This window comes from Streptomyces sp. NPDC030809, from assembly GCF_055572195.1.
On sequence record NZ_JBVIDV010000029.1, the window covers coordinates 36897 to 61040 of the forward strand.

The 24144-nt window shown below is 72.3% G+C and carries 25 protein-coding genes, 2 pseudogenes and 1 CRISPR repeat array (1 of these 28 cut by a window edge); of the genes and pseudogenes, 11 read left to right on the plus strand and 16 right to left on the minus strand.

The genetic code is table 11. The annotated features are described in order from the left end of the window. Positions 1 to 1908: a CRISPR direct-repeat array (repeat unit 29 nt; unit sequence CCGGTCCCCGCGCACGCGGGGGTGTTCCC) (it extends 928 nt beyond the left edge of the window). 33 nt (positions 1909 to 1941) lie between these two features. Further along, entirely contained in the window at positions 1942 to 2496 is a 555-nt protein-coding gene (locus ACZ407_RS30245; RefSeq protein ID WP_468133834.1) for a GNAT family N-acetyltransferase, read from the minus strand. Further along, positions 2493 to 3407, minus strand: a complete 915-nt coding sequence (locus ACZ407_RS30250; protein ID WP_468133836.1) for a hypothetical protein — start codon at positions 3405 to 3407, stop codon at positions 2493 to 2495. Before ACZ407_RS30250 ends, ACZ407_RS30245 begins: the two co-directional genes overlap by 4 nt. A gap of 900 nt (positions 3408 to 4307) precedes the next feature. Between ACZ407_RS30250 and ACZ407_RS30255 the strand changes: the two genes are divergently transcribed. Further along, positions 4308 to 4619 carry an NUDIX hydrolase gene (locus ACZ407_RS30255; RefSeq protein ID WP_468133838.1) on the plus strand — a complete coding sequence of 104 codons (312 nt, stop codon included), beginning with the start codon at positions 4308 to 4310 and terminating at the stop codon, positions 4617 to 4619. A gap of 84 nt (positions 4620 to 4703) precedes the next feature. On the opposite strand, the gene ACZ407_RS30260 is transcribed toward ACZ407_RS30255, so the two are convergent. Together ACZ407_RS30260 and ACZ407_RS30265 are read right to left on the minus strand one after the other, a co-directional pair. Further along, a complete protein-coding gene (locus ACZ407_RS30260; protein ID WP_468133840.1) occupies positions 4704 to 5840 on the minus strand; it encodes a serine hydrolase domain-containing protein in 1137 nt (378 codons plus the stop codon). A gap of 98 nt (positions 5841 to 5938) precedes the next feature. Beyond that, positions 5939 to 6448: an SDR family NAD(P)-dependent oxidoreductase gene (locus ACZ407_RS30265; RefSeq protein WP_468133842.1), complete on the minus strand. Its 510-nt coding sequence runs from the start codon at positions 6446 to 6448 to the stop codon at positions 5939 to 5941. Positions 6449 to 7014: 566 nt separating this feature from the next. Here ACZ407_RS30265 and ACZ407_RS30270 point away from each other — a divergent pair. From ACZ407_RS30270 to ACZ407_RS30285, 4 genes are all read left to right on the plus strand, one after another. Next, on the plus strand, positions 7015 to 7374 hold the full coding sequence (locus ACZ407_RS30270; protein WP_468133844.1) for an ATP-binding protein: 360 nt from the start codon (positions 7015 to 7017) through the stop codon (positions 7372 to 7374). Between the two features lie 128 nt (positions 7375 to 7502). Continuing rightward, positions 7503 to 8081 carry a class I SAM-dependent methyltransferase gene (locus ACZ407_RS30275; RefSeq protein WP_468133846.1) on the plus strand — a complete coding sequence of 193 codons (579 nt, stop codon included), beginning with the start codon at positions 7503 to 7505 and terminating at the stop codon, positions 8079 to 8081. A 408-nt stretch (positions 8082 to 8489) separates the two neighbouring features. Beyond that, complete coding sequence (locus ACZ407_RS30280; protein WP_468133848.1) at positions 8490 to 9287, plus strand: sigma 54 modulation/S30EA ribosomal C-terminal domain-containing protein; 798 nt, start codon at positions 8490 to 8492, stop codon at positions 9285 to 9287. A gap of 146 nt (positions 9288 to 9433) precedes the next feature. Beyond that, positions 9434 to 10378: a universal stress protein gene (locus tag ACZ407_RS30285; protein WP_468133850.1), complete on the plus strand. Its 945-nt coding sequence runs from the start codon at positions 9434 to 9436 to the stop codon at positions 10376 to 10378. A 172-nt stretch (positions 10379 to 10550) separates the two neighbouring features. On the opposite strand, the gene ACZ407_RS30290 is transcribed toward ACZ407_RS30285, so the two are convergent. Then, positions 10551 to 10745: a hypothetical protein gene (locus tag ACZ407_RS30290; protein ID WP_468133852.1), complete on the minus strand. Its 195-nt coding sequence runs from the start codon at positions 10743 to 10745 to the stop codon at positions 10551 to 10553. 305 nt (positions 10746 to 11050) lie between these two features. On the opposite strand from ACZ407_RS30290, the gene ACZ407_RS30295 reads away from it, so the two are divergent. Then, positions 11051 to 12610, plus strand: a complete 1560-nt coding sequence (locus tag ACZ407_RS30295; protein ID WP_468133854.1) for a peroxidase family protein — start codon at positions 11051 to 11053, stop codon at positions 12608 to 12610. A 109-nt stretch (positions 12611 to 12719) separates the two neighbouring features. Here the strand turns inward: ACZ407_RS30295 and ACZ407_RS30300 are convergent, their stop codons facing one another. Then, positions 12720 to 12926 carry a hypothetical protein gene (locus ACZ407_RS30300; protein ID WP_468133949.1) on the minus strand — a complete coding sequence of 69 codons (207 nt, stop codon included), beginning with the start codon at positions 12924 to 12926 and terminating at the stop codon, positions 12720 to 12722. Between ACZ407_RS30300 and ACZ407_RS30305 the strand changes: the two are divergent. Then, positions 12844 to 13017 (plus strand): annotated as a pseudogene (locus ACZ407_RS30305) (DUF3117 domain-containing protein); the annotation flags it as partial. The gene ACZ407_RS30300 and the pseudogene ACZ407_RS30305 sit on opposite strands and share 83 nt — an antisense overlap. A gap of 345 nt (positions 13018 to 13362) precedes the next feature. On the opposite strand, the gene ACZ407_RS30310 reads toward ACZ407_RS30305, so the two are convergent. Both ACZ407_RS30310 and ACZ407_RS30315 read right to left on the minus strand, forming a co-directional pair. Next, positions 13363 to 13554 (minus strand): hypothetical protein, encoded by a 192-nt coding sequence (locus ACZ407_RS30310; RefSeq protein WP_468133856.1) that lies wholly within the window; start codon positions 13552 to 13554, stop codon positions 13363 to 13365. 128 nt (positions 13555 to 13682) lie between these two features. Then, positions 13683 to 14606, minus strand: a pseudogene (locus ACZ407_RS30315) (IS630 family transposase); the annotation flags it as partial. 103 nt (positions 14607 to 14709) lie between these two features. Here ACZ407_RS30315 and ACZ407_RS30320 point away from each other — a divergent pair. From ACZ407_RS30320 to ACZ407_RS30330, 3 genes are all read left to right on the plus strand, one after another. Beyond that, positions 14710 to 15168, plus strand: a complete 459-nt coding sequence (locus tag ACZ407_RS30320; RefSeq protein WP_468133858.1) for a DUF4279 domain-containing protein — start codon at positions 14710 to 14712, stop codon at positions 15166 to 15168. A 554-nt stretch (positions 15169 to 15722) separates the two neighbouring features. Further along, a complete protein-coding gene (locus ACZ407_RS30325) occupies positions 15723 to 17273 on the plus strand; it encodes a hypothetical protein (protein WP_468133860.1) in 1551 nt (516 codons plus the stop codon). Positions 17274 to 17629: 356 nt separating this feature from the next. After that, the gene (locus tag ACZ407_RS30330) at positions 17630 to 17812 is read left to right on the plus strand and encodes a hypothetical protein (protein ID WP_468133862.1); all 183 of its coding nucleotides are present in this window, start codon (positions 17630 to 17632) and stop codon (positions 17810 to 17812) included. Positions 17813 to 17896: 84 nt separating this feature from the next. Here the strand turns inward: ACZ407_RS30330 and ACZ407_RS30335 are convergent, their stop codons facing one another. After that, positions 17897 to 18073, minus strand: a complete 177-nt coding sequence (locus tag ACZ407_RS30335) for a hypothetical protein (protein WP_468133864.1) — start codon at positions 18071 to 18073, stop codon at positions 17897 to 17899. A gap of 199 nt (positions 18074 to 18272) precedes the next feature. Here ACZ407_RS30335 and ACZ407_RS30340 point away from each other — a divergent pair, with 199 nt between their 5' ends. Continuing rightward, positions 18273 to 18398: a hypothetical protein gene (locus ACZ407_RS30340; protein WP_468133866.1), complete on the plus strand. Its 126-nt coding sequence runs from the start codon at positions 18273 to 18275 to the stop codon at positions 18396 to 18398. A gap of 70 nt (positions 18399 to 18468) precedes the next feature. On the opposite strand, the gene ACZ407_RS30345 is transcribed toward ACZ407_RS30340, so the two are convergent. The 7 genes from ACZ407_RS30345 to ACZ407_RS30375 form a co-directional block, all read right to left on the minus strand. Next, positions 18469 to 18693 (minus strand): hypothetical protein, encoded by a 225-nt coding sequence (locus ACZ407_RS30345; protein WP_468133867.1) that lies wholly within the window; start codon positions 18691 to 18693, stop codon positions 18469 to 18471. 105 nt (positions 18694 to 18798) lie between these two features. Next, positions 18799 to 18960 carry a hypothetical protein gene (locus ACZ407_RS30350; protein WP_468133869.1) on the minus strand — a complete coding sequence of 54 codons (162 nt, stop codon included), beginning with the start codon at positions 18958 to 18960 and terminating at the stop codon, positions 18799 to 18801. Then, on the minus strand, positions 18957 to 19787 hold the full coding sequence (locus ACZ407_RS30355; RefSeq protein WP_468133871.1) for a hypothetical protein: 831 nt from the start codon (positions 19785 to 19787) through the stop codon (positions 18957 to 18959). Before ACZ407_RS30355 ends, ACZ407_RS30350 begins: the two co-directional genes overlap by 4 nt. Next, entirely contained in the window at positions 19762 to 20967 is a 1206-nt protein-coding gene (locus tag ACZ407_RS30360; RefSeq protein ID WP_468133873.1) for a glycosyltransferase family 4 protein, read from the minus strand. The genes ACZ407_RS30355 and ACZ407_RS30360 overlap by 26 nt, the downstream gene beginning before the upstream one ends. Then, positions 20964 to 21524 carry a P-loop NTPase family protein gene (locus ACZ407_RS30365; RefSeq protein WP_468133875.1) on the minus strand — a complete coding sequence of 187 codons (561 nt, stop codon included), beginning with the start codon at positions 21522 to 21524 and terminating at the stop codon, positions 20964 to 20966. The genes ACZ407_RS30360 and ACZ407_RS30365 overlap by 4 nt, the downstream gene beginning before the upstream one ends. Then, positions 21515 to 22606 carry a hypothetical protein gene (locus ACZ407_RS30370; protein WP_468133877.1) on the minus strand — a complete coding sequence of 364 codons (1092 nt, stop codon included), beginning with the start codon at positions 22604 to 22606 and terminating at the stop codon, positions 21515 to 21517. Before ACZ407_RS30370 ends, ACZ407_RS30365 begins: the two co-directional genes overlap by 10 nt. Then, a complete protein-coding gene (locus tag ACZ407_RS30375; protein WP_468133879.1) occupies positions 22606 to 24039 on the minus strand; it encodes a protoporphyrinogen/coproporphyrinogen oxidase in 1434 nt (477 codons plus the stop codon). Before ACZ407_RS30375 ends, ACZ407_RS30370 begins: the two co-directional genes overlap by 1 nt. Between the last annotated feature and the right edge of the window lie 105 nt (positions 24040 to 24144).

Genomic DNA, 24144 nt, shown 5'->3' on the forward strand with positions numbered 1-24144 from the left:
ACGCGGGGGTGTTCCCTTCGTCAACGTCGAGTGGCGCGGCCGCTGGCACCGGTCCCCGCGCACGCGGGGGTGTTCCCTCCCTGTTCGGCGGGACGGGATGCGGAACCCTCCGGTCCCCGCGCACGCGGGGGTGTTCCCTGGAATCCGCCCAAATCCGGCACCGTGGCGGGCCGGTCCCCGCGCACGCGGGGGTGTTCCCGGGGCCGACCTGCCCGAGGCCCACCCGATCCTCCGGTCCCCGCGCACGCGGGGGTGTTCCCGCGACCGCGGTGACGCTGAAGGCGGGGTCGACCCGGTCCCCGCGCACGCGGGGGTGTTCCCACGATCGGGTTCGGGCGGCACAGGTCGATGGCCCGGTCCCCGCGCACGCGGGGGTGTTCCCGGAACCCAGGTAGGCGGAGACCGCCCCACCAGCCGGTCCCCGCGCACGCGGGGGTGTTCCCACCGCCGGCCTCGGCCGCACCCGCTTGCCCGGCCGGTCCCCGCGCACGCGGGGGTGTTCCCTTCTCTTCCCGGGCCAACCACCTCTACGACCTCCGGTCCCCGCGCACGCGGGGGTCTTCCCGTCCTGAAGGAGACCGGGAACCTGGGCAAGGACCGGTCCCCGCGCACGCGGGGGTGTTCCCCACGACATGGAGCTTTGACGATGACGGACAAGCCGGTCCCCGCGCACGCGGGGGTGTTCCGGCGTACTCCGGCCACGTTGATCCGGCGGTGATCCGGTCCCCGCGCACGCGGGGGTGTTCCGGTCGACGAGGAGGCCGAGGCCGGCACCTTCGACCGGTCCCCGCGCACGCGGGGGTGTTCCCATCGGCAGCTGGGTGCCGCCGTTCATCTCGGGCCGGTCCCCGCGCACGCGGGGGTGTTCCCGAGGCGCACGGACCTACCTGGGGACCGATGTGCCGGTCCCCGCGCACGCGGGGGTGTTCCCCGTACGGGGCGCCGGTCAGCGCGGAGTAGTAGCCGGTCCCCGCGCACGCGGGGGTGTTCCCACCCGGCGCCGGACCGGCACCCCGCCCACCGACCGGTCCCCGCGCACGCGGGGGTGTTCCCGCCGAGCCAGTCGACAGGAAGGCGAAGGAGAACCGGTCCCCGCGCACGCGGGGGTGTTCCCGCAGGGGGTTGCGGGCCTTGGCACTGAGCCGGCCGGTCCCCGCGCACGCGGGGGTGTTCCCGGCATGGTGATGCCGAGGGCCGGGACGGACATCCGATCCCCGCGCACACGGGGGTGTTCCCTTGGAGGGCAAGTTGTGGAGCAACCTGGTGGGCCGATCCCCGCGCACGCGGGGGTGTTCCCGTCAGCACCGCTACCGCAGACCGTGCGATGAGCCGATCCCCGCGCACGCGGGGGTGTTCCCAAGCGCCGCAAGCACCTGACACCGGTCCTGACCTGGTCCCCGCGCACGCGGGGGTGTTCCCAACATCGAGCTCACCCTCGGCGCAGTCCTGGACTGGTCCCCGCGCACGCGGGGGTGTTCCCTTCGGGCCCTGGGAGCCGGGCCGGACCAGCACGCCGGTCCCCGCGCACGCGGGGGTGTTCCAAGTGGCGTCGCGCCATCACCGCGGCCGTCGTCCTGGTCCCCGCGCACGCGGGGGTGTTCCCTGGACACCGCCGAGGACGAAAGCGCGACGCTGCTGGTCCCCGCGCACGCGGGGGTGTTCCCGAGGAAGCAAAGCGAAAGCTCCGCGAACGCGGCTGGTCCCCGCGCACGTGGGGGTGTTCCCGTGATCGTGGGCCCGGGTTCGGGCGGAGTGGTCCGGTCCCCGCGCACGCGGGGGTGTTCCCCCTGCGCTGGTCGTCTCCGCCGTCGTACGCAGCCGGTCCCCGCGCACGCGGGGGTGTTCCCCCGTACCAGGCGCGGTGCAGGAGGTAGTGGCCCCGGTCCCCGCGCACGCGGGGGTGTTCCCTGGTCAAGGTGGTCGTGCCTGCCCCGGTCGACTCTACTGGTGGACAGGCCGCAGCATGGTGGCGTAGACCGGGGAGTCCGGGAATGGCTGTTGGTCGCCGACTTTCGTGTAGCCCCATGCTTCGTAGACGGCCTGTACAGAGCCGTCGCCAGCTGCTGGGTTGACCAGGAGTGTCACTCGCTCCTCCTGACGCTGTGACAGCCATGCTTCGTGGAGCTGCCAGGCGACGCCCGTGCCGCGCCAGGGCTTGCGCACCACGATCTCGTTCAGCGCTACCGTCCGCCGGCCGTCCTCAGCGGTGAACGCATCGGGCAGCGGGTTCTTCATCGATGACCACCAGCCGGTGTTTGCGGCGAGTGCAACGCCGAAGCAGAACCCTACGGGCTGATGGTCCTCGTCGTACCCGATCACGGCGGACCATCCCGGGCGTGAGGAGTACGCGGTCAGGCGGTCGTTGAATCGCTCGCGCGAGTAGAAGTCGCCGGTCAGGCCGAAGTCGTGGTGGCGTACCTCGATGTGGATGTCGAGCACGTCTTCACGGATGATCGGCAGCTGGGCCGCAGTCACCTGCCTGATCTCGACTGTCACGGCTGCAGTCCTCTCATGTTGATGAAGCGGTCGGTCCACTCCGCCGCACAATAGGCGTCCGCAGCCACGGCGCGCAGCTCGCGGTGGAATGTCCTGAACAACGTGCGAGTTCGCGCTGAGAGTGATTCGTTGCCTGGTTCGGGCAGGGCGTCGAGTGCGGTGGCGCAGCCGAGCTCAATCTCGCCTTGGCGGAGCTGGGTGAGTGCGAGGGCTGCGGAGTAGTAGCTTCGGTTGCGCCGTAATTCTGGGCGGAGTTGTGTGAGTGCTGCGTGGAGGTGGGCTTCGCCTTCCTCGTGGCGTCCGCCTTGGCCGAGGATCAGACCGGAAAGCCCTTTGAGTTCTGCCTCGTCGTAGAAGGCGATCCAGGGTGGTCTTGTTGTCGCGGGGTCGGCTTTGGCGAGGGCTGTGCGGGCATGGTCGAGGGAGCGCAGGGCGCTGGTGTGTTCGCGCGCGGCGGCCTGGGCTCCGGCGAGTCGGACGAGTGCCAGGGAGCCGTAGAGCGGGTCCCGTCGGCATGCCGGTGAGCTTCGGGCCGTTTCCGCTGCGGCGAGTGCCTTGTTCGTGGCGCCGTGCTGCTGAGCGGCGAGCAGGACCTGGTGGCTCCAGAGTCGGAGTTCGACGATCGGGTCCTGTGCCAGCCGAGCGTAGCTGAGGGCCCGCTCGAAGTGCTGTTCGGCGCGTTGGGTCTCGTGTGCGTCGTAGGCAGCCCACAGGGCCGTGCCCGTGAAGGCTGCTGCGCTGGCGTAGAGCCTTCGCTGGACTCGGGTGGTTGCCGTGCCGGCTTGGATTCGCTCCAGGGCATGGTAGGCGAACCCCAAGGCGCGTGTCTCCAGTGTGAGCGTGCCGCCGGCGGCGTTGTCTGCGGCGACGAGTTCGGCGAAGCGTCGCTCGAGTGCGTCGACATCGGTCATGCCGACACGGGGTCGTGCGATGGCGGGTGGGACGGGCAGCAGGGTGGAGGCGGCCAGGGCTGCGGCACCTGCGGCGAGGGTGCGTCGGTTCAACGGATCCTCCGATGTGGGTGCCTGGTCGGTGCGTCCGGAGGGCGAGCTGCGTGAGGGGATGAACCCGAGTTCCTGAGCGCTCACGCCGAATTCCGCTTCGAGGGCGAGGCGCTGCCGTTCGTGCGGCCACCGCGTTTTCCCTCCGAGCCAGTTTCGGATGTGGCGGGCTTGAAGGGTCCCGGGGCGTCCTGTGAGTCGTTCGATGTGGGTGTTCAGGCGGTCGAGCGGTCCATCAACCACCCGACACAGTGGCGCCGCCTGACCATGCACACCGACAAACCCGCCATCACCTACCAGGCCGCACTCCACCTCGCAGCCACCCTCATCTGGCTCCGCAGACGACCACAGAGACACGCCTGAGACGACGCCGTGGAGGCCCTGGCCACCAGGCCGCCGACGGCACACCCCCGGTGCGCCCGAGGGGAGGTACTTTCCGTCTTCCGCGTCCGCGGCTGACGGCGCCCCTGTAGCGTGGCGCCGCCCGCACGGACCGGCACTCCACCCCGACCGGGGGACGCGTATGAACTCCGCGACCCTGACTCCCGGGACGGGTTCGGCTTCCGCCGCCCCGGCCCGGAGAAGCCGGTACGAACGCCGACAGCCCCCGGGGCTGGAACCGGCTGCCGCCGTACACCTTGCGCCGCGCGCGACGTACGCCCCCACGCAGAACGAGACCCCGTATGACCGGCGCCTGGCTGCCTCCCGAGCCGTACGTCAAGACCGTCGCGAACGCCACCAGCTACGCGCCGCGGTCGACGCGGAGACCTGGCAGTGGCCGAGCGGCAACATGAACCACGGCGAGACGCCGTGGAGTGCGCGGTGCGGGAGTGCTTCGAGGAGACGGGTATCACCTTCGAGGGGCCGCGGAAGCTCCTCGCCGTGCACTTCATCACCCACGGCGCGCACCGGCCGCTGAACAAGTTCGGCGTGGTCTTCGACGGCGGGCGCCTCACCGAGGACCAGATCGTCAGCATCGCCCTCGACCCGACGGAGCACACCGAGCTCCGCGTCCCCACCCTCGGGGAATGGGAGCGGACCATGCGCCCCACCGGCTTCACCCGCCTCAAGGCGACGGACACCGCCCGCCGCACGGGGACCGTCGCGTACCTGGAGTGGTAGCCCCACGGCTGCGCCCGCTCCCCGGGGCCGGCCCGGCCGGGTGCGCCGCGACGACCGCGTCCCGCCGCCGCCCCCACCCGCCGCTCAGGCGGCGAGGGCGCGGACCACCGACCACAGCAGGCGCGTGTTCTCCGGGGCCGCGCCGCCCGGGAAGGCGTACCGGCGGCGGGTGTAGCCGTACGCGAAGCCCTGCCGGGGGTCGGCCAGGGCGAGGGAACCCGCGGCGCCGCTGTGGCCGAAGGCGCCCGCGCCGAGCGCCGGGAAGTTGGGGCCGTAGCTCTGGAAGCCGAGACCGAACGCCTTGGCCGTGCCGCTGACGAGGTCCTTGCCCTCCGAGTGGATCCGGGCGAACTCGGCGGCCGTGTCCGGCTTCAGCAGGGGCTCCTGCCCGTCCAGGCCGAAGGCGGCGGCCGCGTACATGCCCGCCAGGCCGCGCGCCGAGCCGAGCCCGCCCGCCGACGCCTGGCCGCCGGCCCGCACGGCACGCGAGTTGGGGAAGTCGTACAGGTCGACGTTGCCGGGGGCGTGCTTGTTGAAGGCGATCCCGCCCAGGCCGTACGGGCTCGCGGCGGCCGCCTCGATCTCGGCCGCCTGCTGCGGCGTCGGCAGCATCGGCAGCGTGCTCAGGAACCGCGGCTCCTCGGACTCCGGCAGCCCCAGCCACAGGTCCAGCCCGTACGGGGCCCGGACCCGCTCCTCGAACCAGGCCTGCAGCGTGCGCCCGGTGGCCCGGAACACCACCTCGCCGACCAGGGCGCCGATCACGATGGCGTGGTAGCCGAAGAACCGTCCCGGCTGCCAGAACGGGCGCTGCCCCGCCAGCCGGGCCGCGATCGCCCGGTCGTCGGCCAGCTCCTCCATCGTGAACCCGGCGTCCAGGCCGATCACTCCGGCCCGGTGGGCCAGCAACTCGCGCAGCGTGACACCGCCCTTGCCCTCCGCGGCGAAGTCCGGCCAGTACGAGGCGACGGTCCGGTCCAGGTCCAGCAGGCCGTCCTGCACCAGCAGCGCCGTCACCAGGTACGCCGCGCCCTTGGTGGACGAGAACACGCCGAGCAGGGACTCGGCGCCCACCCCTTCCGACCACAGGTCGACCACCCGCTCGCCACCCCGGTACACCGCCAGCTGAGCCCCGGGCGCGTGCTCCTCGCCCGCGAGGAAGGCGGCGAACTCCGCCTGTACCCCCTCGAAACCGGCGACCACCGTTCCGTGGACTGCCATGCTCCATCCCCCTTCCGAACCCCATGTCCATGTCGTGGTCGGGACAACCCGCGACCCGTCCTCCCCATTCCCGGGAGGACGCGCTGGCGGACGGCTGCTCAGATGGCGGTGGAGCGGGAGGTCGCGCGCCACCGGTCCAGCTCCCGCCATACCAGGTCCAGCTTCGCCTCGACGCGCTCGACCGCGTCCGCGCCCAGCGGGAGGCGCAGCGGCGGCTCGGCGGCCTCGGTGACGTCGACGACGGCCTGGGCCGCCTTGACCGTGTCGCCCGGCTGGAGGCCGTCGTTCGCGGCCAGCGCCTCGCGCACCGGCCCCACGCCGACGGCGTAGTCGGCGATGGCCGCCGGTTCGACGCGGAGGCTGGAGCCGCTGAGGAAGTCGGTGCGGAACCCGCCCGGCTCGACGATCGTGACGCGGACGCCGAGTGAGGCCAGCTCCCCGTGCAGCGCCTCGGTGATGCCCTCCAGGGCGAACTTCGACGCGCCGTAAAGGCCCACCGCCGGGGCGGTGGCGAAGCCGCCCCCGGAGCCGATGTTCACGACGCGTCCCGACCGCTGGGCGCGCAGCGTCGGCAGGGTCGCCCGCAGCGTGTTGAGGACGCCGAACACGTTGACGTCGAAGAGGTCCCGGGCGGCCGGTCGGAGGTCTCCTCAATCGCGCCCACGAGTCCGTAGCCGGCGTTGTTGACCACGACGTCTATCCGGCCGAACTCCGCCAGACCAGCCTCCACCGCGGCCGCCCCCTACACGCGAAACACGCGTACGCTCCAACCATGACTAACTTCTCCCACCAGCCCTGCAAGGCAAACAGATTGCAAACCGCCTAGAAACCCGCAGGTCGCGAAGTGTGCTCCCCGCCGACGCGGGGGTGTTCCGCGGAGCAGCAGCAGCGCGGAGCGGGTCGAGCTGTGGTCCCCACCGACGCGGGGGTGTTCCGTGGGAGGGCGAGCCGTACAAACCGGGAGCCGGGGTGGTCCACGCCGACGCGGGGGTGTTCCGGTTCCGCGGTCCCCGCCGACGCGGGGGTGCCCCAGCCAGTCGGCCGCCCGGCACAGGCGTGGCCGGCCCGGTTCCACCTGGCTCCTGGGCTGCACCAGGTCGACACGACGCTCGTTTGCTTCTCCACCGCTGCCCGCGCCGGCGGTGACGGGCCCGCGGCCGAGGACCTGCTGCGTGTGGGGGAGGTCCGGCGGACGGTCGTGCAGAGGTTGACGTACTGCGGGCTCGCGGAGCTGGCCGGTGATGCGGCGGTAGTGGTCTCCGAGCTGGTCACGAACGCCGTCCTGCACAACACCGGCGGCGCGGACGTCGTGGTCCAGATGGCCTTACGGGACGGCCGCCTCGTGCTCGCCGTGGCGGACGGCGTACCCGCCGACCGCACGGTGCGGCGGGCGGATCCCTGGGGCGAGAACGGCCGCGGGCTTGCCATCGTCGATGCCATCGCCCAGGAGCACCACGGCCGGTGGGGCATCACCCCCGACGCGACCGGCACCTGGTGCGAGCTTCCCCTCCGCACCGAGACGGGGAACGTGTGATGTCGACGTTCGGATGCTCCGACAGGCTCCGGCTCGAGAGCCCCGAGCCGCGGACGTTCCCGCCGGGCCGTATTGCCGAGCCGGCGGATCGCCACGAGACCCCCTGCACCGATCGGGCGGCTGCCGCCGTGTGGGGGCCACCCCGCACGGCGCGGGACTGGGACCGGCTCTACGACGAACCCCAACAACTGCCCGGTCTGCCGGTGTCGGGCGAGGAGTTGACGCTCCTGCGCAAGCACGTGATCCCCGCCGGTGCGCGCACGGCCGTCGACCTGGGCTGCGGCTGGGGCATCCTCGCAGCCCAGCTTGCCCGGACGGGACTGAGCGTCACCGGCTACGACTGGTCCCCCGCGGCGATCTGCGCCGCACGCGAACTCGTCAACCCGAACATCCGGCTCTCCTTCGAAGAACACGACCTCGCCGGTGGCCCTGCCCCCCAAGTGGCCGAGGGCAGCATCGACTTGGTGGTCTGCCGGCTGGTGCTGCCCTACCTCGACCGCCGGCGCCTGATCGGGCTGGCCAGGCGGTGGCTGACGCCCGGCAGCGGAGTGCTGTACGCCGTCGCAGCCACCACTGCAACCGCCTCCGCGCACACCGTCTCCGAAGACGAACTCCGCGCGCTGCGCCTCGGCTGGAAGGACAACCGCAGCTGGCACCTCGGCCCCAGCGGCACCCACACCGCGCTCGCCCTGCGCGGCCCCGAGTGACCGCACCACGGCGGACCCCTGACTGCCCTCGCCGTCACCACCGCCTGCCCGGACTTCGCCCTCCGCATCCGCACCTTCGAGCTCCTGCGCGGCATGATCCCGTCCGCGGCGGTACCGGCCGGGCGCTGACCGCCCGCGTCGCCCGCGTCCACCGGGTCCCCCCGCGTCCGGGACCGCCGTACCGCATCGCCACCCGGCGTGATCTGCTGCGCGCCTTCCCGGGGCCGGACGAGGACGGCCCGGGCCGCGGCCCGGCCGTCTGTGGGCCGAAGGGCCCGGTGCGGCCGTCCGGAGGTCCCGGGGCCCGGGGACGCCGCAGGTACCAGTGGCACTGCTGCAGGGCCCGGACGGCTCTCCCCCGGGCGGCCGCCGGCGTACAGGCTGGGAGCCGATCGAGGAGGAGTTCCCATGAGCCGTCTCAAGACCAGCCCGGCAGTCGACGTCCAGGTCCGCAACCGGGGCCCGGTGCCCGAGGGTGCGGACGTCTACGCCGAGAAGAAGATGCTCGCGGCGATCGACCACGTACGCGAACCGGTGCTCGCCGTGCGGGTGAAGCTCACCCAGGCCGCCGGAACGTCGGTGAACCGTCCGGCCACGGCTCAGGCCGTGGTGGACGTCAACGGCCGGCCCGTACGCGCCCACGTGGCCGCGAGCACCGTGTTCGAAGCGGTGGACCTCCTGCAGGAGCGCCTGGCCGCCCGGCTCGCCCGGCCGCGGCGGTCCGGGGCGGGCGGCTTCCACGGCAGCGGTCCGCACCCGCGGGCCGGGCGGGAGGGCGCAGGGCACGACCACCGTCCGCACCGCCGTGAGCTTCCCGCCGAGGAGCGCCGCATCGTGCGGCACAAGTCCTTCAGCCTGGGCCACCAGACGCCCGAGGACGCCGTGATCGACCTCGACGGCATGGACCACGACTTCTGGCTCTTCACGGACCTGGCCTCCGGACGCGACAGCATCGTCTACCGCGACGTCCGCACCGGGCGGTACCGCATGGCCTCGCTGGCGCCCCTGGGCCAGGAACGGGAGGTCGGCGGTCTGCTCGCGGTGAGCACGGTTCCGGTGCCGACGAGCAGTGTGGCCGAGGCCGTTGCACGGCTGCACCTCACCGGGTTGCCCTTCGTCTTCTTCCACGACACGGCCACCGGCCGGGGCGCCGTCCTCTACCACCGCTACGACGGCCACTACGGGCTGATCACTCCGTCCCGGTAGCCCGTTCCGGCAGCCCGTCCCGGGCGACACCGCCGGCGGCCCGCAGAACGCGGTCGATGCCGCGCTGCCCCCGACCGGTCCCCGCCCGTCCGCGCCCGCCCACCTGCACCGACGCCTCACTCCTCAACTCCTCACCCGGAGGGAACATGTCACGCACCGTCATCGCCGCCGTGGACGGTTCGGCCGAAGCGCAGGCCGCCGCGGAGTGGGCCGCCCGCGAGGCGGGGATGCGCCGCCTGCCCCTGCACCTCCTGCACGTCCGGCAGGACTGGTCACCGGCTTCCGTCCACGCCCCGTTCACCGGCCTGGACACCGCGTCCGGTGCGGAGGCGGGCGGCACCCGGCAGGACGCCCAGCGTCTCCCCCGCGACGCAGCCGACCGGCTGCGGGAGGGACACCCCGGCCTGGAGATCACCGCCGAGGAGGTGACCGGCCGCCCTGCGGAGGTGCTGCTCACCGCTGCGGGCAAGGCGGAGGTCCTGGTCATGGGTTCACGCGGGCTGGGCAGCCTGGCCGGCTTCCTGGCCGGATCGGTGTCCCTCGCCGTCCTCGCGCGCGCCGAACGCCCGGTCGTCCTCGTACGGGCCGGGGAGCGGGCCGAGGAGCGGGCCGAGGACGAACGGCGGCCCGCAGGCGGAGACGACGGGGACCGCGCCGGGCGCTGCCGCGACGTGGTGCTCGGCCTCGACCTCTCCCGGCCGTGCGACGAACTGCTCACGTACGCCTTCGAAGCGGCCGAGGCACGGGCGGCCACCCTGCGGGTCGTGCACGGCTGGAGCGCGCCGCTCGCCGACGGGTACGACCCCGCGGCGGCCGACCCCGGCCACGGCGTCGCGCTGGGGCTCCGGGCGGCGGGCGCGCTCACCGACGCGCTGCGTCCGTGGCGGGGCACGTTCCCGCGGGTCGGGGTCGAGGAGCAGTGCAGGGTGGGCCGGCCCGCGGCCCACCTGGTGGAAGCGTCGGACGACGCCTCGCTGCTGATCGTCGGACGGCGCATACGGCGGGCGGCGATCGGAACGCACCTCGGCCCGGTCGCGCACGCGGTGCTGCACCACGCCAGGACGCCCGTGGCGGTCGTCCCCCACCTGTGACCCTCGGCGGCGCCGTCGCCCCTCGGCACCAGGAGCCCTCGTCGCGCAACTGCGCGGCGAGGGCTCCTGGTCGTGCGGTGACCGCAGTGGCCGGCGGGCGGTGCGTCATGCGGGACGGAACGTACGGCGGCGGGCGGGGCTCGGCGTCCTACTCGGCCCGGTGCGTGCCGGGTCACGGCGTCTTCCCCGGGTGGGAGTCGTGGTCGGACATGCGGGTGGCGGCGAGCAGGGCGAGCATCCCGACCACCATCATGATCAGCCCGACCACCGACCGGTCGACGCCGTCCCACTGCCAGTCCACCGCGAAGACGAGGATCGCCCCCAGGCCGATGGATGTGATGGCTCCGATGGCCAGCAGTCCGGGCACGAGACCCACCTCCTTGAGCGGCTGCGGGCACCCTGCCCCGCCGGATCCCACTGTGGTGGATCGGAGGGGGAGGGCCCAGGGGCCGGTCGGCCCCCTCCGGCAGAGCCATGAGGCCCGCGTCGTGCACGGCGCACGGAGGCGGCCGCCGCCTTGAGGATCCGGAGTCGACAACTCCCTTTGATATGGCATGAGTTGAGCCTCCGCGCCCCATTGCTCCTGGGTGCGCCCTTCCCTACATTGCCCCGTGCGGAAGGACCGCGACGACATGGAACCGGGCCGGTGCAGGCCGGCTGGAGGGGGCACCCATGGCCGGAAAGTCTTCCAAGGACCAGACTCCGGGCGGCCGCCGGGGCAGCAGCCGCCGTACGTTTCTCACCGGGCTGGGTGCCGGCGCAGCCGCGCTGGCCCTCCCGGCCGCCGCTCTCGGCTCCGGTGCGGCCCGCGCATCGAGCCTCTCCCCCGCCCCCGACCCGAACTTCAGCCGGCTCTTCCCCTCGCTCCCGGCGTTCGCGCCGAACACGGCGGCGGTGCAGGCGGCACTGATGGACATCGGCAAGGCGGGCGGTGTCCTGGACGCGGCCGACAACCTGGCCGCAGGCCCGATCGCGCTGATCACGAACCCGGCCCTGTCGGTGAACAACCCCGACAACCCGGTGCACACGGCGGGGACGACGTTCTTCGGCCAGTTCCTGGACCACGACATGTCCTTCGACACCTCCTCCTCGCCGGGCGTGACGACCGACCCCGAGATCACACCCAACGGCCGGATACCCGTCTTCGACCTGGACTCCCTGTACGGCGGCGGCCCGTCGGTGACCCCGTCGCTGTACGAGCCGGGCACCGCGAAGTTCAAGGTCGAGACGGGCGGCCTGTTCGAGGACGTGCCGCGCACCCCGGGGGGCACCGCGATCATCGGGGACCCGCGCAACGACGAGAACCTGATCGTTTCGGGGATGCACGCGGCGTTCCTGAAGTTCCACAACGCGGTGGTGGACAAGCTGCTGCTGGACGGCGTACTGCCCGGCCTGGTGTTCACGGAGGCGCGGAAGCTGGTGCGGTGGCACTACCAGTGGATCATCCTGCACGAGTTCCTGCCGCAGGTGGTGGGACAGGACACGGTCGACGACGTGCGCCTGCACGGGCGCGACTTCTTCCGGCCGTCGCGGGCCACGATGCCGGTGGAGTTCCAGACCGGGGTGTACCGGTTCGGGCACTCGATGGTCCGCCCGTCGTACCGGGCGAACCTGGCCGGCGACAACGGCAACCCGTTCTTCGGGTTCATCTTCGACCCCGCAGCCGGCGGATCGGATCCCGCCGACCTGCGGGGCGGAGCACGAGCGGCGCGGCGGTTCATCGGGTGGCAGACGTTCTTCGATTTCGGCGACGGGCAGGTGAAGCGGAACAAGCGGATCGACACCCGCCTGTCGACCCCGCTGTTCAACCTGCCGCTGGTGACGCTGCCCGGCCCGGGGCCGACCTCGCTGGCGCAGCGGAACCTGCTGCGGCACCTGACGTGGTCGCTGCCGTCAGGGCAGGCCGTCGCGAACTACATGCACCTGCCGGTGCTGAGCCCGTCGGACTTCCCCGAGCTGTCCGGGTACGGGCTGGGCCTGGATGCGAACACGCCGCTGTTCTACTACATCCTGCGCGAGGCGGCGCTCCAGCAGAACGGCCTGCGGCTGGGGGCCGTGGGCGGGCGGATCGTGGCGGAGGTGGTCATCGGGCTCCTCCAGCTGGACTCGGAGTCGTTCCTGACCCAGCTCGTGCCGTGGCTGCCGGTGCTGCCGCGCCGGTCCCCGGGGACCTTCGACATGGTGGACCTGCTCACGTTCGCCGGGGTGGATCCGACGAGCCGCGGCCAGTAGCCGGGGGCCGGGCCCCGTCCTCACCTCCGCGGGGCGGGGCCCGCACCAGGCGCACCACGGACGGCCACCACACGCCGGCCATTAGTTCAGGTGGAGCAACGGGCGCCCGCTACGGCTCCTCGGTCTGCCCGGTCTGCCCGGTCTCCTCGTTCTCCTCGTTCTCCTCGTTCTGATCATTCTGCTCGGGTTCCGCCGTGTCGTTCAGTGCCTCGGCGACGTTCCTGCTGGGGGGCATGGTCGTGCAGTCCCCGACCGCGGCCGCTGCCCCCGGTGCGGGCACGTACGACACCACCGAGGAGGGGGAGAACGCGGTCATGCGCGTACCGCTCGAAGGCGGCGGCCGGCTCGTGGTCGAGATGACGCGGGAAGAGGCCGACGCCCTCGAGGCGACGAGGGAGACGACGGCATTGCGTCGGATGCGCCGGGCCATGTCGGGTGTCGTCCATCCCGCAGAGCGGAGGGTGCCGCGGAAGACGCCGGGGCCCATCGCCGCGCCGGCGCTCGGGAAGTGGCAGTGGATCCTCCGGCCACAGCGCGACCAGCGGGGACGGCTGCGGCGTGGCTGCGGTGCCGGACCGATCAGAAGGCACCGCTTCCCCATCATCGCCCCTGCCCTGACCAGGTGTCGACCGGACCGCCGTGCCGGCCAGCCCCTCGACACCGGCAGCCTCCCGGCCGCCCTCGGCAGCCTCCGGCCCCGCCCTCATCCGGTGGACCGATGAGGGCGGTCCGCGCCGCCGTGAGTGCCGCCCTCAGTTCTCGGCCAGCACGATCATGTGGTCCCCCTCGCCCAGCGTCAGCGGCCGGGACCGGCACGGGTTGAGGTGGGCGCCGTAGCGCGGGGGCCGGTCGTCGCGTCCGGCGAGCCGGTAGCCGATGGCGGTCTCCCCGCGGCTGGGCGCGGCTTCGACGACGGTGGCGAAGTTCGCCTCGGCACCCGGCACGAGGTAGTCGCCGGCGGGGCTTGAGATAGATCTCCGAGCCCGCCGGGTCGAACAACTCATCCCGGACCCCGTGCAGTTCGGCGTTCTCCGCGAGCTGCGTCAGCAGGAGGCAGATCAGCTTGGTGCTGTGACCTGACGGCCTCGACGGGGTTCAAGTCAGGTGCGCAGGGCGGGAGGCGGACGCTGGTGAGCCAGTCGTGCTCGGCCTCGTACCGCTTCAGCCCGGCGGCCAGGTGGGTGTTCAGGTTGTCCCAGACCACCACGATCGGGCCGCCCAGCTGGATGTGTGCCCGCACCAGCAGGTCGCGGTAGTCCTGCCAGGAGAAGCTCTTGCGTGCACCTTTGAGGAGGAGATGAGCGCGGGACCGGTGGATGAGACGGCTCTTCTCACCGGGTTTGTAGCAGCACAGGGCGGCGACCGAGGTCCGGCGGCGGGACCTGCCGCGGACGCGGATGACTGGGGTCTGTCCGCGCCGACCCCAGGTGCGGGCCCGGGGCGGAGTCATCGAGAAGCCGGCTTCGTCCTCGAAGACGATCCAGGCCCCGAGTGCCGCCGCGAGGCTTTTGCCCTCGGCCACACCTCCTTCTTCCAGAGCTCCACCGCGTGCTCGTCGCGTTCGAGGGCTCTGCGGGTGGGTGCCTGCCAGGACCAGCCGTGGCGTTTCAGCAGCCGCCAGACGGTTGCCACCGACAGACTCACCTGCAGTTGCCGGATCACCGTCTGGACCCGGGCCAGGGTCCAGCGTTCATCGTCGAAGCGGTGCGCCAACGGGCCCCTGCCGAGTTCCGTCTCGAGCACGGCGAACTGGGCGTCGGTGACGGTCGGGGAATTCGCGGGGCCCGCCGAGCGCAAGGCCTCCATGCCGCCCTCGCGCCAGGCACGGCGCCAGCGTTCCGCTGACCGCACACTCACCCGCAGCTGTTTCGCGATCACCGTGGTCTTCTCGCCCGCCGCGAACCTCTCGCCGGCGTGAAGCCGGATCCCCCTCACGAAACGCCCGACGCTCAGCAGCCAGGGCCCCCACCCGCCGAATACCCCACCTCACCGGCATCCCGCAGGGATCATGAACCGTCACCACCCGACAACAACCCGAAAACGTCAGTACCAAAGCCCTACCAGTAGGCGGTCGTGCGGTGCGCCGGTAGTCTCCGCGGGTGTTGTTGACTCAGTACGTCTACTTTGCGATCTCCAGCGTGGGCACCACGGCCGACGAGATCACCCAGCTGCTTGGCGTGGAACCGGACGAGGTCACGGTGCGGGGCAGCCTGGAGACCTCACCCCACACCATCCCGTTCTGTCACTGCTGGAAGGTTTTCTGCCCCGATCCCGGCCTGCCAGTCGATGAGCAGATCAACCAGATCATCGGCAGGCTCCGGCCCTGCATGCAGGCGCTCACCAGTCTGACAACCCGTCTCGCAACCGAGGAGGGCCCAGGCCGCACGATTCTGCAGATCCACCGCTACTTCAACCTGCATGACGAGCACCCCTCCGACTCGCCGGACGAAACGAACCTCTTCGGCTGGCACCTGGACCGCACGGTGGTGGACTTCCTCGCCGCAACCGGCGCAACTCTGGATGTCGGCGAATACGACATAACGCCCAGCGATGACTGACACCGCCCCCTTCAAATCGGGGCCACTCCAGACCGGCAGCCACTCCATACCAAGCCGTTGACACCAACCAACCTCCCCACGTACCGGCGCGCAAGGCCCTGGAACTCACGGTCACCCTGGTGCGCCGGCGTGAGCCACCGGCCGGAGCGTGACGTTTCAGCACCCTGGCCGTTGGATTTGTCGATGCACCGAGCCGCCCCCGGCTCCCCGGGCGTCCGGGCCCCGATTCCTCCCCTGGAGCCCGGCACCCGCTGCCAGGGACGCCTTCATGCCCCACACCCCGGCCGCGTCCACCACCTCCACCGCGCAGCACACTCCAGGCGGCTGCCCGCCCCGACCGAGGTGCCAGCGCCCGCCGAGGACGTACAGGCCCTCGGTGGACGGTCCGGCTTCTTGATCGTTCTCAGCCCTTGCGCATGTTCGTGCGGGAGATCGGGCTGCTCCCTACGGGTGGTAAGGGCGGGTCGGCACTTTAGGGCGGGCTCTGTCCGGAAAGGCCATGGCTGGGCAGGTCTCCGGCAGGCGGGGATGTGCCAGAGCGACAGGAGTGGTGCATGTCGATGAGGAACAGGCGGACATCTGCGGTGCGGGTGGTCGCGCGTGCCGTGGCGGTGAGTGTGGTGGGGCTGTCGCCGGTGCTGTGGGCGGGGGCGGCGCATGCGGCGCTGCCGCCCGGCTGCACCGGTACCGCGACGGCCGGCGACGACGTGATCAGCTGCCCGAACGGGGTACCGGCCGGACAGGTGGTCAACACTCTCGGCGGGAACGACCAGATCACCGTGACCGGGAGGGTCGCCGGCACGATCAACGCCGGAGCCGGGCAGGACACCGTCGACATCACCGGCACGCCCGCCAGCTCGCTCGTGGACAGGGACGCGGTGACGGGCACCGTCCGTGGCGGGAGCGGCAACGACACCCTCACCATCACCGGGGCCCCCGGCACCGGCGCCGCCCAGATCTCTGGCGGTATGGCCGTGAGCGGGGAGGGTCGGGTCTACGGTGACGAGGGCGACGACGTGCTGACCCTCAGCGGCGGGAACGGCAGCCAGGAAGTGGGAGGCACCTCGGTTGGTGCAGGGCCAGGTGTTGCCGGACAGGTCCGGGGCGGGGCCGGAGCGGACCGCATCACCGTCCGCGGCGGAAACGGAGGCCCCGGCGGACACGGCGGGGACGGTGTGGCCAGCCTGGGCTCGGACTTCGGAATCGGAGCTGTGCACGGCGGGGACCCCGGACTGCTCGACGCCGCCGACGGCGCGGACATCATCACCATCACCGGCGGCAACGGCGGCGACGGCGCCAGCGGCAGCAACAACGGCACCTCCGGAACCGGCGGAACGGCTGTGTCGGGGGTGGTATCCGGCGGAGCCCGCGCCGACCACATCACCCTCACCGGCGGCAACGGCGGCAACAACACCGGCACCGGCAGCGCCGGACATGCCGGCACCGGCGTCCAGCCATTCAGAGACCTATTCAGCCGCCAATTCACGGGAGGTGTCGTCACCGGCGGCGACCCCGGACCGGTACCGCTGAACTTCGAGGGCGGCGACACCATCACCATCACCGGCGGCAACGGCGGAAGAAACTCCAGCACCGTCTTCCCCAACCTGCCCGGCGGGAACGCACTGAACAGCGGGAAGGTGTACGGAGACCGCGGAGACGACCACATCACCCTCACCGGCGGCAACGGCTCCGACTCCAGCCCCGCAGGAGCAGCAGCCGCCCAAATGATCAGTGAACCCCCCGTCATCCGGAGCACGATCGAAGGAGGCGCCGGCTCGGACCGCATCGACCTCAACCGCGGCGCGGAAGGCCAGAACAGCACCGCAGTGACGCACACCGACGTGCACGGCGGCGGGCAGATCCTCGGCGGTTTCATTGACGGCGGTGACACCATCACCGTCGGAACCCCCGACCACCCCGAACGCGGCCAGACCAGCCAAGCCGCCTTCAACGGCGAGGCCGGCAACGACACCATCACCCTCCACGGCACCGCCGACGACGTCACCGGCGACGGCGTCACCGTCGACGGCGGCACCGGCCCTGACACCTGCGGCAAGGAAAGCAGCAACGCCACCTTCACCGACTGCACCACACTCATCCCCTAACCCACCCCCGCCCGCCGGACACCCGCGCGGGCACCCCGCAACACGCCACCACACACAACCGAGGGCCCTCCCACCGCATACGGAAAGGCCCTCATCACGGCGCCGTCGACGGCCGGGCGCCCGCCTGAAGACCGTCACCCCCGGGGGGTGACCCGGCACGGCGAGGACATCGGCCGGTGGCCGGCCGCCCAACAACGGGACTGGAACCGGCTCAACGCCGAGCAGCACACCCGGCTCGGGAAGCTGGGCGTCACCGCGGCGCGGGCCGTACCGGCCCGCAGCACGGCACGCGAAGAAGAAGCCGACCACCGCGTCGGGCCGGGGCGCGGCGGCCTTCGAGGCGGGCGTCCAGGCCCTTGGCGCAGTACCTCGCGCGGGAAGGCGGCGGGGCTCCGGGGCGCTCCCGCGTCGAGCGCCTGTCGGACGGGAGTGAGCACCGCACGGGGGTGTGGCCGGCCGGCCAGCGCCAGCGGCGCGCCCGGCTCGACGCCGGCCAGCTCGAAGCGCTCGCCGACCTCGGGGTGGAGTGGGCCCGGTAGTGGAACGCTGGTCAGCTCATCGTGCCACCGCCGGGGTTCCGTGCAGAGCCCCGGCGGCGTGTCACGCAGGCGTGAGACGTACGGTCACGCGATGCCCTTGAGGATCTTGGCGAAGAGGCCCTCGTGGCCCGGACGGACCTCGTTCTTGTTGAACACGTTCCCCGTCCCGAGCGTGTGGGCAGGGAGCTGGGAGGCGTACACATCGCCCGACGCACCGGGGAATCCGTACCCAGGAAAGCCGAGCCCCGGGTAGCCGAGCACGGCCGAAACGGGACCGGGGACCGGAAGCGGAACGGGACCAGCCGCATGAGCGGCAGCCGGAACGGACACAACCGCCACACCCGCGAGCGCCGCAGTTACAAGTACCTGCTTGATTGCCTTCATGCCCTGACAAACGATCACCCGCCCCTCCCGTCACCCAGCCACCACCGTCTGACGCTGCACTTCCTTCGAGGCCGAGGTGGGCGGCCTGCCCGGACGGGCCCACGAGCAGCTCCCCACCAACCAGAAGCAGCGCCGCGACCGGCTCGACGCCGAGCAGCTCGAAGCCCTCGCCGGGCTCGGGGTGGAGTGGGCCGGCCGGTGATTGCCCGGCAATCACATGGACGAGGAGGACCACACACCGCTCGGCGAGCCGAGAGCTTGGGAGACCGGGGTCAGTGGCGCAGTTTCAGCAGGCGGCGCAGCAGAGCGTTGGTGGCCAGGAGCGCGCCCGCGATCTGGAGGAGGAACCCGGCCGCGGTGGACGCGGCGAGGTACAGCTGGAAGACCGGGTCGCCGCCCGAGGGGGCGACATCGACCACCCAGTAGGCGAGCCGTCCGGTCGCGAACAGGGCGATACCCGTCAGCAGATGGCGCCAGCCGCGAGCGGAGAGCCACACCGGCCCCCACCCCTTCCCGTGTTCGCCTCGTCACTTGTTGTGCGCACGTGAGCGTACCCAGGATGCTGTGCGGCGTCCCCCCACGGGCAGGCCGACGGCAGCCAGTCAGGTCGGCCGGTCCCGGCCCGCGAAAAGACGGTCGGCCACCCAGTGCGGGCACTCGGGCCGGTGCCAGGTCACCCGCAGGCCCGCCTCGATCACCTGCGCGGACCGCACCGCCGATGGGCCCGCGGCCGCCCGGCACCAGGTGCATACCGTCGTCGTCACCGGAATCCGCTCCACCCGCGCCCCCCAACCCGCCCGGCCCTGGCCTGCCCACCCCCACACCTACCACCCGGGCACGGCCAGACCCAGACCAACGCCCCATCCCGGGCCGACGAGCCCGCCCCTCTCGGGGCTGTCACGGCGCGCCGCGGCGGTAAGGGTGCCGGCATGCCGCACACCGCCGAGGCCCTGGCCCACGCCGTCGCGCGGCCCAGTAGGGGTAGCCTCTGTTGCTGGATCAGTGCCGGCGTGTGGCCGGTAGACGCCTGGTGTTGGGCGGTGGCGTCGGCGAAGGCAGTCAGGGTGCCCCGGTCGGGGACGGCGTCGGCGTCGTAGACCAGGACGAAGGTGTGGTGGGCGTGGGTGTCCTCGCGCCAGCCGAGCGGCCCGAGTACCTCGGGCAGGTGATCGACGGCGTAGTTGAGCTGCCCCGGCTTTCGGCCCCCGACGTCAGGCTGGTGCAAGTGCACCAGCGGCAGTCCGTGCCTGCGGTCGGCGGTCAGGGCGGTCACGACGTCGGCGGTGCTCGGTTCGGCATCGAACAGCTTGGTCAGCACCGTCAGGCGTTCCTCGCGCGGGGCGGCGTTCACGGTCTCGGCGACGGTCTGGCAGCGCGCTGCGGGGAACATGCCTCGCAGCTGGGCTGCCGCCAGTGTGGGCGGGGCGGCGAGCTCCGGCAGGCGTCCGCGGTGGTGGTCGCGGGCTGTGTGCTCGCGTTCGGTGGTGATGGCCGCGACGGCGGCGCGGCCTGCGGGGTAGTCGAGGCTGGTGAACGCGGCGATCGACTCGGCGGCGACGGCCTGTTCACGGAGCATGGGCAGCAGCACCACCAGCCACGGCGCCTGCGGGTCCACGTCGGCGGGGCGGTGCGCGGGAGCGTCCAGCAGCCAACGCGCACTCGCCTCGACCGCGATGGCGGCCCAGAGAGCACGGGCCAGCAGTCCCGTCACGAGGGCCGGCACAACGACGTCCAACCACACGTCGGCGGCGCTCACGCTTCCTCCAGCATCCGGTAGACGGAACGCACGTCGGCGGCGACCCGCGGCCAGGCGAAGGCCTCGGCCCGCATCCGGGCAGCCGCACGGCGTGCGGTGTGGTCGGCGGTGCCAGCTCGGCGAGCAGCTTTTCTGCGGCCTCGGCCGCAGCCGACGCGTCGCCGGGAGGAACCAGGGCAGCGGCCGGGCCGTCGCCGGCGTAGTGCCGGATGCCGCCGATGTCCGTGACCACGGCCGGGGTGGCGCAGGCGAGGGCTTCCAGCAGGGCGTTGTTGGCGCTGGCCCCGGTCAGGGGAAGCAGGAGGAACGCCGCCCGCCGGTAGAGGGCGATCAGCTCCTGTTCACTGATCCCTTCGAGGATGCGGGCGGCCGGGTGCCACAGACGTGACGCGGCCTGCCGGGTGACGACGACCAGCTCGATGTCCTGGCCGTAGCGGCGGTGCAGGAGGTCGTGGACGGCGTCGAGGGTGTGGAAGTCGCGCAGCCACCAGCCGACGGTCAGCACCTGCGGTCGGCCCTGCTGCTGCGTTGAGTCCGCGGGGGTGAAGGCGGCGGTATCGATGCCGTGCGGTACCAAATGCACCCGTTCTGTAGGAACCAGGTCGCCGAAGAAGGCCTGCTGCCCTGGATAGAGGACGATGATCTGATCCGCCCGCGGGGCCAGACGCTGCCACACCTTGAGCGGCAGCAGCTTGGCGAGGCGGTCGGGCGGCTGGTGGTAAGTGACGGCGGTCGGACCGGTGCGGTGGCGCGAGAACCAGAACTGCTCGTCCCCGTACAGGACGTGTGCTGGCTGTCGGGAGGCGAGGACGCGCAGATCGGTGGCGAAGTGCTCGGCCGGATAGAACGGCAGGGGGCAGTGAGGGCCCATCACGCGGTGGGCTGCTGTGAAGACCCGATTCGCACTCAGGTGGCGGGGCGGGGTGATGCGGCGGACTTCGGGCAGGTGGTCCAGGAGGCGGTCGTAGCCGCCGTGGGCGGTGTGCCAGGGCACGCGGACGACGGAGGCGATCACGGGCGTCCCCTTCCTGTTGCGGGCAGCAGGCCGAGCCTGTGCAGCTGAGGGGTGATGGTGGCGGGGCGGTCCAGGCGCACCACGGTCATGCCGACCGTGTGGTCGGGGTGGAGGCGGGTGGACCAGCGGCGTTGGTGACGGTGGTGGTGCATAGGGCCCCAGCGGAGGATGGAGTCTGCCGCCAGCAGGTGGCGGTAGGTCTCTCGGTTCCCGGCGAAGAGTTCCTCGCCGGTGGCCGCCCGGCGCAGCGAGCGGCTGACCAGACGGGGCAGGCACACGTGCAGCGGCAGGTCAAGCCAGAGGACCAGCTCGGCCCGGTCCAGGAGCATCTCGGCGACTTCGCCACCGTAGTTGCCGTCGGCGATCCACGCCGGTGCGGCGAGGCGGTCACGTACGGCCTTGTGGAAGACGGGGGTGTCCAGGGGGGTCCAGTTCGGTCCCCAGAACAGCTCGTCGAGGTCGATGCGGAGCAGGCCGGTATGGGCGGATATCGCTGCAGACAGCGTCGACTTTCCGGCGGCGACCGGTCCCACCAGGGCGATGCGGCTCACTGACACGCCATCCTCCCCGTCACAGCGTCGGTGATCTTCTCCAGCAGGCCGGGCCTGTGCACCCCGGCCGTGACCTGGAGGACGGGCACGGCCGCGGCGAGGCGGTCGATGAGGGCGGCGGCCTGGCCTGCCAGGTCGGCTGGTGGCCGTGTCCGGTCAGCGAACCAGGGTTCGAGCCAATCCTCGTCGTGCGGGGTGCAGCACACGGCTGCCAGGGCGGTGCGGGCCCCCACACTGCCGAGGATGCGGCTGGTCAAGGGCCGGCCGTCGTCGCAGAGGCGAGGTACGACGACCAGCCGCAGGGGCGCTGTCTCCCGCACGCGGGCGCAGAAGACGTCGGCGAACCTGCGCGGGGTCAGTGCTGCTTTGCGGGCGCTGGCGAAGGCTCCGGGCAGCGCGTGCGGGCTCGGCAGGCCCTCGCGCGGGGCCAGCGCGGACAGGGTGCCGCCGCCGATCCGGACCGAGATCGGCACCCCGGCCACCATCCCCGCGTCGGCGGTCACCAGGGCACGGTCGGATGCGATCAGGTCCGCTCCGCAGTGGGCGGCCAGTGCGGTGAGCACGGTGGTCTTGCCCGCCCCGGAGGGAGCGGCGATGAGCACACCGCCGTCGTCGAGGGCAGCGGCGGCAGCGTGGAAGGAGGTCCAGCCGCGGTCTTCGGAACATCGCAGGACGACCTCGCGGACGACGCGCATCACATACCGCTCGCCGCGCTCGGCGCCGGGTTTCAGCAGCACTATCTGCCTGCCCGCCGCTTCCCGGGCGTAGAGGTGGTCGAGGGGTAAGTGCGTGTTGGGGGCGGGCCGCCACCAGGTGGTGTCGTCCAGCGTGCAGCGGTGGTAAGGCTCGCCGCGGAACGGCACCACGGTGAGCGAGGCGGCGACCGCGACACGGGCCGTCCGGTCCTGGAAGAGGGCTGCGTCGTGGCGGACCCGGACAGCCGTTTCCTCCCCGCACGGCGGGGCGAGCTGATGCTCGGGGACGAAGGCCCGAAAGTAGCGCGCTTGGACGGCGCCGAAGGCGCTGTCGGTGACGACGCGGAAGCGGTGTCCGGCGAACAGCGCCGTGGCCGCCTTCGTGCCGGCCATCACCGGCACTCCACCGGGGCTGCGGAGGCCGAGGGCGCCAAGGGTGCTGCGGCGAGGAGTTCCTCGCCCGTTCCGTGCACCAGTCGGCGGGCGATGTCGATGCCCATCTTCACCGCGTGGTCCATGTTGCCGATCTCGTAGCGCCAGGTCCCGAAGCGGCCCCGGGGATAGATGCCGCGCTCTTCCATCCACGGCGTCACCCGTGCCAGGACCTCGTCGCGCCTCAGGGTGGGCACCGGGTACGCGTACGGGATCACCTCGATGTGGGCACTGGCGAGCGGCGCCTGCGGCGGCACCAGGCCGTGGCGGCGAAGGGCCTGGTCGCACGAGCGGACCAGCGCGTCGCGGTCGAGGTCCTGGCCGGGGGTGAGGGAGGTCTCGGTCATCCAGGCGCTGTAGGCGTCCACGTCCGAGCTGGGTACGTTGGCGGGCGCGTACTTGCTGAAGTTCGTGGCTCGGTAGAAGGGCACGTCGGGCTGCGGGAAGTACAGCCAGGACCGGGCGTCGGTGGTCGGTGTTCGGTAGCCGAGGCCGACCATGGCCACGGTGGTGTGCCGCAGGTTCTGGGCAGCCGTCCGGAGCGGGCCCGGGCAGGTGGCGGTTATGGCGGCGAGCTGGTCCAGAGGTCCGGTGGCCACCAGGCTGTCGTAGCCGATCCTCGTGCCGCCGGCGAGGGTGACGGTGCGGGCTGCCGGATCGACGGCAGTCGCGCGGGCGTGGGTGCGCAGGCGGCCGGCGGGGAGGCGGGCGGCGAGGCGGCGCCAGATCTCGCCGGTGCCGCCGGACGCGGGGAACGCGAAGGTGGCGTTCGGGCCCCACCGGCGCGCGGGCGCCGCGGTGCCGACGAACGCGGCGAGGATCTCCTCGACATCAACCGGGGCCACCCGCTCGGCCACCCATGCCGAGCCCATCTCTTCCAGCGGCGTCGCCCAGACCTTGGTGTTGTACGGGGCGAAGAAGCGGTCCACCAGGGCTTGGCCGTACACGGTGACCAGCCAGGTCGCGAAGTCCACCGGCGCACAGTCCCCGCGGGGGTCGGGGCCTGCGGTGAGGAGGTCGCGCAGGCAGGCCGCGGCGTCCTTCGGCGGGAGGTGATGGAGGTGCTGCTGGAAGGGGTAGGGCATCCATCCGTCGCCGTGCCGGATGGAGGAGGAGCGGTCGTGGTGCAGCAGCTCCTTGCCGGTGAAGAGCTCGGCCAGCAGCCGGTCGAACTCGCCGAAGTGAGAGAAGACCACGTGGCCGCCCAGGTCCCAGGTGAACCCGGCCCCGTCCACTACGGAAGAGGCGAGCCCGCCCGGCGCGAAGGTGGCCTCCAGCAGCAGAAAGTCGTGGCAGCCGAGGCGGGTCAGCTCGTAGGCGCAGGCCAGACCGCATGGTCCGGCCCCGAGGATGACGATCCGGCCGTTAACCGGCGTGCGCGGGGAGCGGGGCATGGTGCCCTCCTTGGTCGGCAGGCGGTGTGGAGCCGCTCGGGCCCACGGGCTGGGCGGCGTTGCGGCGGCGCGATGCGGCTCAGGCGTGCCGCACCCAGGACTGCT